Genomic DNA, 14,911 nt, shown 5'->3' on the forward strand with positions numbered 1-14,911 from the left:
CGACCTGTTTCAGGGTAATTTTACCCTAAACACGCTCCCACCAAGCGTACCACCATTTTCCAGTGAAATCTCGCCTCGTCTGCCATTGTTGTCATGGGCATCAGCAATCATGCTCGCGAAGAACAGTCCCAGGCCAGTTCGTCCCTCTTTGAGATTTGGTTTGTGCACTTGTTTATTCGTGGTAGACAACATAGATTCAGGGTAGCCGTCGCCATCATCAGAGACGGCAATAAGCAGCTGTTCCCCTTCTTTTGTTAATTCGATAGAGGCAGACATAACTACTTTCGTTTTCCCATACCTCAACGCATTGATAACGGCGTCATTCAACAGTAAATAGATGAGTTCTGAGTCAAAAAACCAGCATAGTTCAGGCTCACATTGCCACTGCAACTCAATTCCCTTTTGGTCGCAATAGTAACGATTGGAGGCTTCTATATCTGCCAATATGTCATTGATATTGTGTTCATCAACAGTAAGTGGCAAATCGGACATCCCAGAGCGGTAAAGTGACAGCATTTGTACCAGATTGGTATTTAATCGCAGCGCTTCATAATGGGTACTACTGATTTGGTCGTGTGCCAGTTTGTTTTCTAGCGGTACATGCAGACTCAGTGTTTCAATTGACTGTATAAGTAGACTCAAAGAATTTTTCATATCGTGGACTGAGGCTGCCAGTACAGCTGAAAAATCTAACTCATCGCGTTCAAATTTGCTCAAAACTGATGTACCTGCATACAATTGGAGAGAAATGGCAATACCTACATAATAAGTGAAAAAAATCCGTCTAGCCAAATGCTTATCTTGTCAAAGTCATAAATTGCGCTTTTTTTTATTGGCTGTTTTGGGTAATGTCTTAAGATTAGTGGCTAAACCTTGATGTCACTTTCGCTTTGGAACCTGTTCATTATGAAATTACAACAGCTTCGATATATCGTTGAGGTGTTAAACAACAATCTGAATGTTTCTGCTACTGCTGAGAGTCTGTACACATCACAGCCAGGCATAAGTAAGCAGGTGCGCATGCTAGAAGATGAGTTGGGCGTACAAATCTTTGGACGCAGTGGAAAACATCTCACACATGTGACCGACGCGGGTGAGCAAATCATCAAGTTATCCAGAGAAGTGCTTAACAAAGTTGAGAGTATTAAGTCTGTGGCTCGGGAGCACACGTTGCCTGATGAAGGTAAGCTGAATATTGCGACTACGCATACGCAGGCGCGTTACGCGTTACCTGATGTTATCCAGGGCTTCATGCATAAATTCCCTAAGGTTTCACTACATATGCATCAAGGCACACCTTCTCAAATCAGTGATTTGGCAGCGAAAGGTGAGGCTGATTTCGCCATCGCGACTGAGGCATTGCACCTGTATAACGACTTGGTGATGTTGCCTTGTTATCATTGGAACCGCAGCGTTATCGTTAACAAGGATCACCCACTAGCAAAGAAAACCAGTATTACAATTGACGATATTGCAGATTGCCCACTGGTAACGTATGTATTTGGCTTTACCGGCCGTTCAGAATTAGATCAAGCATTTGAACGCGCAGGACTTACACCAAAAATTGTATTCACTGCAACAGACGCTGATGTTATTAAAACCTATGTGCGTTTAGGTGTGGGAATAGGCGTCATTGCCTCTATGGCAGTATCGGAAGAGACCGACAAAGATCTGATAAAAATTGACGCTAGTCACCTGTTTGAGTACAGCACAACAAAAATCGGTTTTCGCAAGGGAAGCTTTCTGCGCAGTTACATGTTCGACTTCATCGAGCGTTTTGCCCCTCATCTCACTAAAGATAAGGTAGAGAAGGCAATGATGCTGAAGAATAACGACGAAGTCGAAAAGATGTTTAAAAACTATACATTGCCAGTCAAATAGGCATTAACACTCGATAATATTGACCGCAAGACCGCCTCGAGCAGTTTCTTTATACTTGGTTTTCATATCGTTACCCGTATCGCGCATGGTTTTGATCACTTTGTCTAGAGACACTTTGTGATCACCGCTACCACGCAACGCCAATCGCGAAGCATTGATCGCTTTTATTGCCCCCATGGCATTGCGCTCAATACAGGGTACTTGTACTAATCCGCCAACCGGGTCGCACGTTAACCCTAGGTTGTGTTCCATGCCAATTTCGGCCGCATTTTCTACTGCCTGGACACTGCCACCTAAAATCTCGGTAAGTGCACCCGCAGCCATAGAGCACGCCACACCTACTTCTCCCTGGCAACCTACTTCTGCACCAGAAATTGACGCGTTTTCTTTATACAGAATACCGATAGCACCCGCTGTCAGCAGAAAACGAGCTGCCGTTTCTTCGTCTAAAGGGCGAACAAATTTATTAAAATACGCCATAACAGCTGGGATAATACCTGCAGCACCATTGGTGGGTGCAGTCACAACACGACCGCCAGCCGCATTTTCTTCATTCACCGAAAGCGCAAACAAGTTAACCCAGTCCATGGTTTGCATAGGATCATCCGAGTGCTCACATTGCAGTCGTCGATAGAGCGCAGGCGCTCGCCTTACCACTTTGAGCCCGCCTGGTAATATACCTTCTTGCCCCATGCCCCGTTCAATGCAGGCTTTCATGGTTTTCCATATATCATGGAGCTTTGCTGTTACTGACTTTTCTTCGTGTTTGCCTCCTGACACCAGTGCCACTTCATTTTTTAACATCAATGAGCTGATTCGCATGCCATTCTCTTTGCATAAACTGAGTAATGTTTCAGCTGTTTTAAACGGGTAGGGAACCTGGCCAGAGGCGGATAGCGCGTTTTCTTTTACTTCGTCAAAGTCTCTATCATTAACGATAAATCCACCGCCAATGGAATAATAGGTGTCACTCAGTTGGCTTCCGTCTTCGAGTGTAAAATGGAAGGTGAGTGCATTGGCGTGTTTGGGTAACGACTTTCTTCTGTGAAATACAATCGCGCCCTGTTTTGGAAAGGGGACTGAGTGGCAATCGTTGAGCCGAATACTTTCGGTGTTATCTACCTCAAGCAGTAAGCTGTCGATTTGCTCTACGTCTACTGATTCTGGTAATAAACCCATTAATCCAAGTATTACTGCTTTTCCTGTTCCATGGCCTTTTCCTGTTTGGCCTAAAGAACCATATAGCTCAACCTGAACCTCTTTAACGCGCGTTAGTTGACTGTTATTGTGAAGGTTCAGCACACTTATCGCTGCGGCTCGCATTGGCCCCACGGTGTGCGAACTGGAAGGCCCAATGCCAACACTAAACATGTCAAATACACTTATCATCGTTATTACCTTATTCTAATCGGTCTAGCATTTTTAATGACGAGCAGGGTCCACTCAAGCAAGAAATCCTAATGCTTCGCATTAGTTTAGTTAATGGAATGTAAAAAAGTCACGTACTATTGTTGCAGTTTTTTAACGCAAATGATGTGAGAGATTGCGAATAATAGCGGCAGTAGCACCCCACACCATATAGTCTTTATAAGGGATAAAAAATACCGTCCAGTTACGACCGCGTTTACTGAACGGGTAGGTAAGATGGTTTTTTTGATCAACCATATAATCAAGGGGGACTTCAAATACGTCGGCAACTTCATTTGCGTCAATGGTGTAGTTGTCCTGCGGATGAATAAATCCTAGCAAAGGCACAATTTCATATCGCGTGATAGTACGGTAGTTAGGCAAAGCGCCAATCCATTCAATACGTTCAGGATGCAGGCCAATTTCTTCAAATGCTTCTCTTTGCGCTGCCTGCTGCGCGGTTTCTCCAGCTTCAAGTTTCCCGCCAGGAAAGCTTATTTGTCCAGGGTGGTGTCGAAGGTGGTGTGCGCGTTCAGTTAAAAGGAGTTGTAACCCCTCGGGCCGAATTACAATGGGAACAAGCACTGCCGCAGGTAGTCCTGGCTTGCGGAGGGGATAATCTGGCTCTGCATCAATGTTTCTGATGTGATGGAATCGAGTTAAAAATTCGGTGCGTGTCATCCTTTTTCCAGCAAGGGTAATATTTTTGCCACTTTGTCCAAGGTTTCTTGATACTCATCTTCGGCGATAGAGTCAACGACAATGCCACCACCGGCCCAGCAGTAAAGTTGCTGCTTTTCCGCTAGTAGCGTGCGAATGCAGATACTTGAGTCCATGTCCTGCTTCCAGCCAATATAAAAAATGCTACCACAGTAAATGGCTCGCCCATGAGGTTCCAGTTCATCGATAACTTCCATGGCGCGTACTTTGGGCGCGCCTGTGATTGAACCGCCAGGAAACGCGTCTTTTAGTAGTGTTAAGGGTGTTGTATCGTCACACAGTTCTCCGGTGATTGTGCTGACCATATGATGAACGGCTTCATAGCTCTCCAGTGTAAACAATTTAGGCACTTTGACACTGAAGGGTTTACAGTGCTTACTCAGATCGTTGCGCAATAAATCGACAATCATCAGGTTTTCTGCACGGTCTTTGTCTGCCGAAAGCAGCGCATCAGCCTGTTGTTTGTCTATAACCGGGTCGGGATGCCGTGGTCGAGTTCCTTTTATAGGTTTTGTTTGTACGACACCGTCTTTATGTGACAAAAAGCGCTCAGGTGATAAGCTTATGATAGCGCCCTCACTTAATCGCATGAACGCAGAGAATGGCGCGTTGTTATTGTCTTTCAGCCGCATGTAAGCAGCAAATTCATCGCCGGTATAAGGTGCAGAAAAGCGCTGAGCAAAATTAGTTTGATAGCAGTCGCCAGCATTTAAATAATGGTGTATGGCATCAATACTTTTTAGATATGCCTGTTGAGTTAGGTTACTGGTCCACGGCTGGGTAAGTGTCAATGGGGATTGATCCTCACTAATGCCAGTACAGGGTAACTCAAGTGCATCGTCATCAAAGGGCTCTGAGTGGTTTGTGACATAACAAAAATAATGGGAACCCGACTCGTGATCAACAATTATGGCTTTTTGATATAAGCCTATGCAAAGGTCGGGGGCGTGATAGCCAGTGTGTAAATCTCCAATATGCAAATAAAGTCGACCATAATCATAGCCAATATAACCTGCGATACCAGATTGAAATGGGAGGATAGCAGATAAGTCTTTGCTACCTTCACCAATAGTCAGGGACTGAGAATACATGGCTAATAGATCGTCGCTAGTATCAATAGCGTTTCCTCGAACAAACGTTCGTTCATTGCTCTGAGGGCAATGAATAATGGTACGTTTACTTTGACTGAGTACCACATGGCTGGGATGCCAGAACATAAAAGAGAAGCGATTACTGTCTGATTGTGACCCGGCAGAATCCAGTAAGAGCGCATAGGGACTTTTGGCAACACTTGCAAACCTATCATGCAAAGGCAAAGTTTGGGCTTTCGTTAACGCTCTTATGTGCAGGTATCGCTTAGTTTCTGGTAGCATGTATAAGTAAAAACAACAGTCGCTGGCGTGCTTAATCCAAGTTGCGCTAGTATACGCTGAAATAATATTAAGGAAACATCATGGCTGAGATCCGTCAACAAGATTTCATTGATAGCATTGAAGATGCTCTGCAATTCATTTCTTTTTATCACCCCTTAGATTACGTGAAAGCTGTCGAAAAAGCGTATGAAAATGAACAAAGCCAAGCGGCAAAAGACGCAATGGCGCAAATTCTTATCAATTCGCGTATGTCGGCAGAAGGTAAGCGTCCGCTTTGCCAGGATACGGGGATTGTGACCTGCTTTGTTAAAGTAGGCATGGGCGTGACTTGGGATAAAACCGACATGACGGTACAAGAAATGGTTGATGAAGGAACCAGACGCGCATACACAAACAAGGATAACCCTTTGCGGGCATCCATCGTGGCGGATCCTGCTGGCTCGCGCAAAAACACAAAAGACAATACGCCAGCAGTCGTGCACCTGGATATGGTACCGGGTGAAAAGGTTGAAGTAATGATAGCAGCCAAAGGCGGCGGTTCTGAAAATAAGTCAAAGATGGTGATGTTGAATCCTAGTGATGATATTGCCGCATGGGTAGAAAAGACGCTCCCAACAATGGGGGCAGGCTGGTGTCCGCCGGGCATGCTAGGCATAGGTATTGGCGGTACGGCAGAGAAGGCAGCAGTGCTAGCGAAAGAAAGCTTAATGGACCCTGTGGATATACAGGAGCTGATTGAACGCGGTCCTGAAACAACGGAAGAAAAACTCAGAGTTGAAATCTTCAATCGAGTCAACGCGCTAGGCATTGGTGCGCAGGGACTCGGTGGTTTGACGACCGTTGTCGACGTAAAGATTAAGTCGATGCCGACTCATGCGGCGTCGAAGCCCGTTGCGATGATCCCTAACTGTGCAGCAACACGTCATGCACACTTCACCTTGGACGGCAGTGGGCCTGCGAATTTAAAAGCGCCTAAACTGGAAGACTGGCCAAAAGTGACGTGGGAAGTGAGTGAAAACACCCGTCGCGTAAACATGGACGAATTGACCAAAGACGATATTCAAGAGTGGAAGGTCGGTGAGACCATTTTGCTCTCTGGGAAAATGCTGACAGGCAGAGATGCTGCGCACAAGCGCATCCAAACGATGCTTGACAGTGGTGAGGGGATGCCTGATGGCGTTGACTTCACCAACCGTTTTATCTACTACGTGGGGCCTGTAGACGCTGTCGGTGATGAAGTTGTAGGTCCGGCTGGTCCAACAACGGCTACCCGCATGGACAAGTTTACTGACATGATGCTCGAACAAACAGGTTTGATTGGAATGATCGGTAAAGCTGAACGAGGGCCTGCGACGGTGAAGTCGATTGCTGAACACAAATCAGTCTATTTAATGGCTGTAGGTGGCGCTGCTTACTTGGTGTCTAAGGCAATTAAAAATGCCCGTGTAGTCGCATTTGAAGATCTGGGGATGGAAGCCATCTACGAATTCGACGTCGAGGACATGCCGGTCACCGTAGCCGTTGACAGTACAGGTGCTAATGCCCATGAGACGGGCCCGGCGATATGGAAGGCCAAAATTGCCGATTTAAACGAGGCATTAAGCTAAGTTTTTATGCCTGAACTCTCACAAGCGCTTTTGCTTGCCATGTTAGTTGGCGCCCTTTTGGGCGCTGGCAGCATGGCGATAATATTGCTGGTACAGCGCAAAAAACACACACAGCAAATAGTTACTATGGAAGGGCAGCAACAATTACTGTCCGAACAGGTTTTATCACTAACAGAAAAAGCCGCGCTATTACCTGAAATAACCCGTCAGCGTGATAACCTGCAACAGGCTTTACTTGAACAACAACAGGCCTTTGCACAGTTAAATGCCCGTTCAGAGGCTGATAAGGCCAGTTTTGCACAACAAGCACAGGCTAATGACGAAAAGCTTGCCCTGATGCATGCAACGGAGAAGAGACTGGCTGAGCAATTTGAAAACCTTGCAAACCGGATTTTTGAGCAGAAAAGTGAATCTTTTACCAAGTTAAATCGCACTGGAATGGATGCCTTGATTGGGCCTTTGAAAGAACAACTTGAAGCGTTTAAACGGCAAATTAATGATCAGAGTGTCAGGGAAGGTCAGGAGCGAGCCAGCTTAAAAACAGAAATCCTCAGCCTAAAAGCCCTCAATCAAAGGATCACTGAAGAAGCCGCTGCTTTAACTATGGCGCTTAAAGGTGATAATAAAAAACAAGGTAACTGGGGGGAAGTTGTACTGGAACGGATCCTTTCAGAATCGGGGCTTCGGGAAGGCCATGAATTCAATACCCAGGTTTCAGTGACGTCAGACGAGGGTAAACAACAACAGCCGGATGTTGTGGTACATTTGCCTAACGATAAAGATGTGGTTATAGATTCTAAAGTGAGCCTATCGGCCTATGAAAGGTACTTTAATAGCGATGACGAAGACGAACGAGCCGTGTATTTAAAAGAGCACGTTGCATCGCTTAAGAATCACATCAAAGGGTTGAGCAAAAAAGATTATCAATCGCTTCCCGGTTTGAAGACACTCGACTATGTGTTGATGTTTGTGCCTGTTGAACCTGCTTTTTTACTCGCCATTGACAATGATCCTGATTTAGTCGGTTTTGCACTGTCGCAAAACATCATGCTGGTGAGTCCAACGAATTTGCTGGTTGCACTACGCACGATTAACAATATATGGCAGTACGAGTATCAGAATCAAAATGCGCAAAAGATTGCCACGCACGGCGCTAAGCTCTATGACAAATTTACCGGTTTTATTGCTGATATGGAAAAGCTGGGAAAAACGATAGATACCACACAAAAACATTTTGATTCAGCATTTAATAAGTTATCTCAGGGCAGAGGCAATATTGTAAGGCAAATAGAGCAGTTTAGAGAGCTTGGGGTGCAGCCCAATAAGCGCTTGCCCAATGAGCTAGTGAGTGACGAGGATGTGACTTCGGTAGAACACAGCGTCGCCGATAAAGACGACGCTTAGCAAAGATTAAACAGTGCCTACAGTAAAATGATGAGGCTTATTTCTGGGGACGTCGTCTGAACAAAAGCGACAAACACAGCAATGAGAGCCAACTCAATGCGCCACCACCGCCACTGTCACTAGCAGTATTGTTTGTTGCAACGGCCCTGGCATTAACGGTGATTGAGACTGTGCGGCTCGTGGCATTAACGCCGTCACTGGCTTCGACGTCGATCACAATGGTACTGCTGCTAACGCGATTGGGTGCTGTGAGTGTCAGTGAGGTTTGTTCAACACCATCAATAGTAATAGTGACGTCGTCACCGTCTGGGTCTGTTGCAGACGCACTGACTGTCACAGATTCCCCTTCTGTTACACTGGAAGGGGCCGTCACCGTTAAAATAGGCGCATCTTGAACGCCCTCAATATCGAGGTTCACTCGTCCTGTACCGTAAAGGTTGCCACTGGTGTCATTGACCGAATAAGAGAAGCTGTCTGTGCCAAAAAAATCTTGATTGGGGGTATAAGTGATTGCGCCATCACTGCCTACGGTTACACTGCCACTTTCAGGGCTCTGAGATATACTGACAGAGGTGACATCGAGTTGAGGCACTTCAATTTCAACCGGCGCTACTGTTCTTAAGGTATCAGTAAGCGTGCGCATCTCAGACACATTCAGTATGTTGGTATTAGCGTCGTTCGCAAGAACCGTGATCGTGGCACTAGTGTCTTCACTGAGGCTGGCTGTATCGTCCATAAAATCTGCTGGATTTAACACCGTCCCAGTGAATGAAATGTCAATCATACCACCCGTATCGCTGGTTAGTTTCAGCTCTAAGCCCTCTGCAGGTAGAACACCGGTTATGGACTGTGAAGTTTGTGATGCATAAGTGACGCCCACATTGCCCACAGCATTTTCTGCTCCAACGATTATCCCTTGGCTGGCTTCCTGTAGAGTTGGGCTGGACATAGGTCCATAAACAAAGTTAACTGCGCCAGTTTCAAAGTTAAACCAGAGTTGCACATTGACTGTGAGGTCTGGGTGTCCTTTAATTTGTGCATTTTTCCACTCCACCACAAAGTGACCGGTCGCTAATTCAACCGCGTACATCTCGCCACTGCCCGAGTCTCCTTCGTCAGTGCCGTCCAGATCTAGGTCTACCCAGAACGGTGCCACTACGCCATTCGGCTCAGCGCCATTGGGAAGCGGCGTTGCCTCCGGAGAAGTCACAGAGCCTGAACTTCTACCCATTGAGACAAAGCCGTTAGATGAGACTTTCATACTCGTATAGGTAGAACCAAAATAAGTAATGGGCGCATGAATGACTTCGACTTCGGCGTCGTCACATTGGCCTGAGCAGACCAATGGCTGAGTCACCTCTGACATGGAAAAGTAGCCAGTCACATCAAAATCGGCCAAAGCTTGCGCAATGTCGTTAGAGGGCGAAAATTGAAGTGAACCGAGCGCAAGATCGCCCTGCCAAATAATTTCGCGCGTGTCGCTGTCCCAGGTAACAGGTAACGCAGTCCCATTGCTTTGTGCAAAGAGCGATTCGGGTGCGAGTTCATATTTGTTGTCTATGCGGGTTTTAATTTCAATTGCGCCGGAGAACTCTTCATTAATGCCAGTGACAGAAAATGTAATAGCTTCACCTGGGGCTGCTGAAGATACAGAAGCGTTGGCTGTAAATAAGCGGTTTTCGTCATTGGTTACGGGAAAAACGGCAACAGGAATAAAATAATCTGACGTGGCTGAGTCGGTATCTTGCCAGTTTATTCCCCCGAGCACCCACTCCGAGACCGTCGCCAGTGACACATCCACAGTGAGTGTAATTTGGGATGACTGTCCCGGCGCTATTGTTAGATTATTAGGCGTAACTCTGGCAATTACAGTGGGGTCATCAAAGAATGTTTCAGGAGACATGACCACCGGTGAATCGCTGGTGTTGGTGGCAGTAAACGTTAAATCACAGGCTAAAAAGCATTTTGCCTCGACCAGACTTATTTCATCAAATGTAACTTCAACAGTACTTGCCCGTTCTACATCCAGCCTGCCAGCTCCCATATCAAAATTATCAGCGGGCGTGACCGCATCTTCTTTGAGTATGCTTCTGACTGAAGACGAGACCAGTGCGCTTTCAATTTGTCTGACGCTCCAGTTGGGATGCAATTGCTTCAACAAAGCGGCTGCACCAGCAACGTGTGGCGCAGCCATTGATGTGCCGGTTTTAAACGAAAACTGTTCACCAATGTGGTCTGGGGCATCGGGCGATTCAGCTGAAAATATTCTGCTGCCAGGGGCGACTAGGTTAGGTTTAAGAAATGATGAATCACCTCCTGGCCCCCTTGCGCTCGACTCCGCCATAATATCACCTAGTGCATCAGACGTCGTTCGGATAACCTGATTACCAATCGTTGCTGAAACACTCTCATTGGTTTGTCTCAGGTATGATGCCAGCTCAATACCGGGGGAGGCTGGCATCATGAGCGAGGGGATAGTTTGAGAAGGGCTCAGCCCTCCCATAACAAAAGGAGCTTCGCCACGGCCTGCCTGATTATAGATTAACACTGCTCTGGCACCGGCCGCTTCTGCATTGGCAATTTTTGTGGCGAAGGTACATGTGCCCCTGCTGATCAGTGCGATGGCACCCGAAAAAACCGTTGAACTGGAAAATGGTTCGCACCCTTCAAGGTTTGCAGGTGAAATTTCTGATGAAGAAATAATGGGAGCGGTAATAGGAGATGTCACCGCAACAGGGCCGGAAAATATCGCCGGTATGGGGGCTAAACCACTGCCAAGAATACTGACTTCATTAGCAAATAATCTGTCAGTAGTCGTATTACCCACGGTGAGAACATCATCAGAACACGCTGGGCAGCCGATAGTCACTGGACTTGGCCCTGAGTTTCCTGCAGCAAATACATTCACTATGCCTGCTTCACGAATAGAGGCTAATACTGTTTCGTACACTGAACCTGCGGGTGATTCTCCCGCGCCACTTCCCCATGAGTTGTTTATGATATCAGCCCCATCTCGCAGTGCGGCTTCCAACATGCTGAGTAACATAGAGCTGGTGGCACTGGAGCGGGTAGGGTTGTCATTGGTGGCATAGAGTCCTTTGTATACCATCAGATAGGCAGCCGGCGCTACACCACTTATCTCAGCGATGGAACCATCGCGCCTGGCGGTTACACCATAGTTCCCCACTGCTGTGCCTGCCACATGCGTACCGTGCCCATTGAACCCTAAGGGGCTGTCAGTGTATTCATCGACATGCACATCAAACCCATTGGCGATCTGCGCGAAACGCGCCACGATCAATTTATTATTACAAAAGCTGGGTTCAGATGAGCAATAGTCATCGTCTGGTAAGGTATTTGACGCAGGGGCATCAAATCCTTCTCCGCTAAATAGTGGGTTTTCCGGGCGAATACCACTGTCGATAATTGCGACTCGAATACCTTTCCCTGCCTGTTCTCTTCCGCCCAACTGCTCCCAAACAGGCATACTATTAATCAAATCGAGACTGGCATCCATTTGAGAATGGTACATAATATCTGGGTGTACAGCTTTTATACCGGGTAAGCGAATTAATTCGTCAAGCGCGCCATTATCAATGGCACCTGAAAAACCATTAAAAGCCGTAAAATACTGAAAATCGGCTGAGAAATCAGTGTCGATACTTTTTATGTTGGTTAACACAGCCTGATGCTGATCCTGTAACAGTGATTGATAGGCCTGTGCGGTTGAAGAGGTATACACTTCATCATTTTTCAGTGATAAGTTTGATGCGAATGCCAATGGCGCTCCATCGAGCTCGATGATCACTCGAATAGAATTTCTGCCTGCAGATTTTGAGTACTTCCTAATCACATCTACGTCAGACATGGCTTCAAGCGCATCGCTTTGCTCAACAGTGTGGCCACGAATTGAACTAGCTTGTGTGGTTGGCGACAGCAATTGTCCTATTGATACCGCGATTACCAGTGAACGCAACAAAGTTTTTCTCATACTCTTTACTACCAACTTTTTTGGTTTCGCTGACCATACCCTACATCAAAATGATGTGAATATGCCATGTAAGCAAATGAAAGTTATAAAATTGTTATTAGTGATACGTGCTTCAATGACATAGTGATTGCTTGTAACAAGTTTAGCGGTATGTCTGTCAGCTTTGAATGTAAAGAAAAAGGAACAAAATTAACATCCATAAAACAAATTAGGATAGTTATCCTAATGTTGTAGAAACAACGAATTTGCAGATTTCGTCTTCCCGTGGTTAGAGATAAAAAATAGCAAGGTCATTGATCTCACTATCGACTAGGATTTGTATATCTCAAAATGGTGAAAAGCCCTACACGAGGATGGCAATGATAAGTCGAAATCACTTAGCCGATATAAAAACAACAAATCAAGTCAATATTATCCGCAATGGGATAGTAGATATCCCAATGTTACAAGTACTTTCCCCTGACGGCGACATAGTTTCAGGCGCTACAGTACCAGACATACAAGAAGAAACGGCCAGAAAGATGTTTGATGCCATGCATTACGTCAGAGTGTTAGACGAACGTATGGTTGCTGCGCAGCGTCAGGGCAGAATTAGCTTTTACCTTGCCTGTACGGGTGAAGAAGCGTCTACGGTAGGGAGTGCTGCGGCTCTTAGTGATAATGACATGATCATGAGTCAGTACCGCGAACAAGGCGCACTGGCTTTTCGTGGCTATACAACCAAACAGTTTATGAACCAAATGTTCAGTAATAAAGCCGACCCCAATAAAGGTCGACAGATGCCAATCCACTATGGTGATAAGCCGCTCAATTTCATGACAATATCGTCTCCGTTGGGGACGCAAATCCCGCAAGCTGCTGGCTATGCCTATGGGCAAAAAATGGCTGGCAAAGAAGCGGTTACAATTTGCTACTTCGGCGAAGGTGCTGCTTCTGAAGGGGATTTTCACGCGGGTGTTAATATGGCTGCCGTTCTCAATTGTCCGGCAATCTTCTTCTGTCGAAACAACGGCTACGCCATTTCAACGCCTGCTGAAGAGCAGTTTGCTGGCGACGGCATAGCGTCTAGAGGGATCGGCTACGGCGTGCCTACGCTACGGGTAGATGGCAATGACGTACTTGCCGTATATCAGGCAACCCGAAAGGCACGGGAACTTGCATTGGCAGAAAATACGCCTGTATTGATTGAAGCTATGACCTACAGGCTTGCAGCACACTCTACTTCGGATGATCCAACGGGGTATCGTTCGAAAGAAGAGGAGGAGGCATGGAGCAAGAAAGATCCTATCGCACGGTTTGAAAAATGGTTATCCGGCAAGGGGTGGTACGATGCACCAGCCTATGCCAAACACTTGGATACCCTCAGACAAGAGGTACTCGCTGAACTGAAATTGGCTGAAAAAGTGCCCGTATGTGATATCGATGAGATTGTTGAAGACGTCTACGACACGCCGCCTTGGCATTTGCAGGAACAGCGCGATCAACTCAAGGCGCACATTGCTAAATACCCAGGGGAGTATCCAAAAACAGCAGGAGGCGTGAAGTAATGACACAAATGAACTTACTGCAAGCAATAAATAATGCACTGATTACTGCCATGACTGAAGATGAAAAAGTCATGGTGTTCGGCGAGGATGTTGGTCATTTTGGTGGTGTTTTTCGAGCGACAAGTAATTTGCAAGAGAAGTTTGGCAAAGCGCGGTGTTTCAATACCCCCCTTACTGAACAGGGGATCATTGGATTTGCCAATGGTCTAGCGTCACAGGGCAGTGTGCCGGTGGCAGAGATTCAGTTTGGCGACTATATTTTTCCGGCATTTGATCAAATCGTTAACGAAACAGCAAAATTTAGGTACCGCAGTGGTGGCCAATTTTCATGTGGCACCTTGACTATCAGAACGCCTTACGGAGGTGGTATTGCCGGAGGGCATTATCATTCTCAATCACCAGAGGCCTTCTTTGCTCACGTGCCAGGAATGAAGATTGTGATCCCCAGAAACCCTTATCAGGCTAAGGGATTACTGCTGGCGTCTATACGAGACGATAATCCTGTCTTATTCATGGAACCCAAAAAGCTGTACAGAGCATCAGTATCAGAGGTACCTGATGAGGATTATGAGTTGCCACTTGGCAAAGCCGATATCGTGCAGGAAGGTAAGGATATAACCTTATTGGCATGGGGCGCGCAGGTAGACATAATCAAGAAGGCGGCTGATATGGCGCTGGAAGATGGTGTGTCATGTGAAATCATTGACTTACGCAGTATTTTGCCATGGGACAGAGCTACCGTCTGTGAGTCAGTCATGAGAACAGGCCGATTGCTGATCAATCATGAAGCGCCGTTAACAGGAGGCTTTGCGAGTGAAATCGCTGCGTCTGTACAAGAGCAGTGCTTCTTGTATCTGGAAGCACCTATTGCCAGAGTGTGTGGACTCGATACGCCCTATCCGCTGGCCCACGAAAAAGAATACATGCCTGATGAGCTTAAGACCTATGAAGCTATCAAGCGCACAATGAATTATTAAGGGT

General features: G+C 46.4%; 10 protein-coding genes. 5 read left to right on the plus strand and 5 right to left on the minus strand.

The window, feature by feature from the left end; translation table 11 throughout:
* Positions 1-9 precede the first annotated feature (9 nt).
* Positions 10-717, minus strand: coding sequence for a sensor histidine kinase (locus DRW07_RS07235; RefSeq protein ID WP_240630532.1), 708 nt, complete (start codon positions 715-717; stop codon positions 10-12).
* A 189-nt stretch (positions 718-906) separates the two neighbouring features.
* Here DRW07_RS07235 and cysB point away from each other — a divergent pair, with 189 nt between their 5' ends.
* Positions 907-1,881 carry an HTH-type transcriptional regulator CysB gene (cysB, locus tag DRW07_RS07240; protein ID WP_124027219.1) on the plus strand — a complete coding sequence of 325 codons (975 nt, stop codon included), beginning with the start codon at positions 907-909 and terminating at the stop codon, positions 1,879-1,881.
* Between the two features lie 3 nt (positions 1,882-1,884).
* Here the strand turns inward: cysB and DRW07_RS07245 are convergent, their stop codons facing one another.
* The 3 genes from DRW07_RS07245 to pabB all read right to left on the minus strand — a co-directional run bounded on the left by DRW07_RS07245 (position 1,885) and on the right by pabB (position 5,381).
* Entirely contained in the window at positions 1,885-3,270 is a 1,386-nt protein-coding gene (locus DRW07_RS07245; RefSeq protein ID WP_124027220.1) for an L-serine ammonia-lyase, read from the minus strand.
* A gap of 132 nt (positions 3,271-3,402) precedes the next feature.
* On the minus strand, positions 3,403-3,969 hold the full coding sequence (locus tag DRW07_RS07250; protein WP_124027221.1) for a CoA pyrophosphatase: 567 nt from the start codon (positions 3,967-3,969) through the stop codon (positions 3,403-3,405).
* Positions 3,966-5,381, minus strand: coding sequence for an aminodeoxychorismate synthase component I (gene pabB, locus DRW07_RS07255; RefSeq protein WP_124027222.1), 1,416 nt, complete (start codon positions 5,379-5,381; stop codon positions 3,966-3,968). The genes DRW07_RS07250 and pabB overlap by 4 nt, the downstream gene beginning before the upstream one ends.
* Positions 5,382-5,461: 80 nt before the next feature.
* On the opposite strand from pabB, the gene DRW07_RS07260 reads away from it, so the two are divergent.
* A complete protein-coding gene (locus DRW07_RS07260) occupies positions 5,462-6,988 on the plus strand; it encodes a fumarate hydratase (RefSeq protein WP_124027223.1) in 1,527 nt (508 codons plus the stop codon).
* A gap of 126 nt (positions 6,989-7,114) precedes the next feature.
* Positions 7,115-8,392: a DNA recombination protein RmuC gene (locus tag DRW07_RS07265; RefSeq protein ID WP_377923184.1), complete on the plus strand. Its 1,278-nt coding sequence runs from the start codon at positions 7,115-7,117 to the stop codon at positions 8,390-8,392.
* Between the two features lie 37 nt (positions 8,393-8,429).
* Here the strand turns inward: DRW07_RS07265 and DRW07_RS18510 are convergent, their stop codons facing one another.
* Positions 8,430-12,383 carry a S8 family serine peptidase gene (locus DRW07_RS18510; RefSeq protein ID WP_124027225.1) on the minus strand — a complete coding sequence of 1,318 codons (3,954 nt, stop codon included), beginning with the start codon at positions 12,381-12,383 and terminating at the stop codon, positions 8,430-8,432.
* A gap of 359 nt (positions 12,384-12,742) precedes the next feature.
* Here DRW07_RS18510 and DRW07_RS07275 point away from each other — a divergent pair, with 359 nt between their 5' ends.
* Together DRW07_RS07275 and DRW07_RS07280 are read left to right on the plus strand one after the other, a co-directional pair.
* Complete coding sequence (locus tag DRW07_RS07275) at positions 12,743-13,930, plus strand: thiamine pyrophosphate-dependent dehydrogenase E1 component subunit alpha (RefSeq protein WP_124027226.1); 1,188 nt, start codon at positions 12,743-12,745, stop codon at positions 13,928-13,930.
* Complete coding sequence (locus tag DRW07_RS07280) at positions 13,930-14,907, plus strand: alpha-ketoacid dehydrogenase subunit beta (RefSeq protein ID WP_124027227.1); 978 nt, start codon at positions 13,930-13,932, stop codon at positions 14,905-14,907. Before DRW07_RS07275 ends, DRW07_RS07280 begins: the two co-directional genes overlap by 1 nt.
* The last annotated feature ends 4 nt before the right edge of the window (positions 14,908-14,911 follow it).

Source organism: Paralteromonas sediminis (assembly GCF_003820355.1).
GTDB classification, from domain to species: Bacteria; Pseudomonadota; Gammaproteobacteria; order Enterobacterales; family Alteromonadaceae; genus Alteromonas_F; species Alteromonas_F sediminis.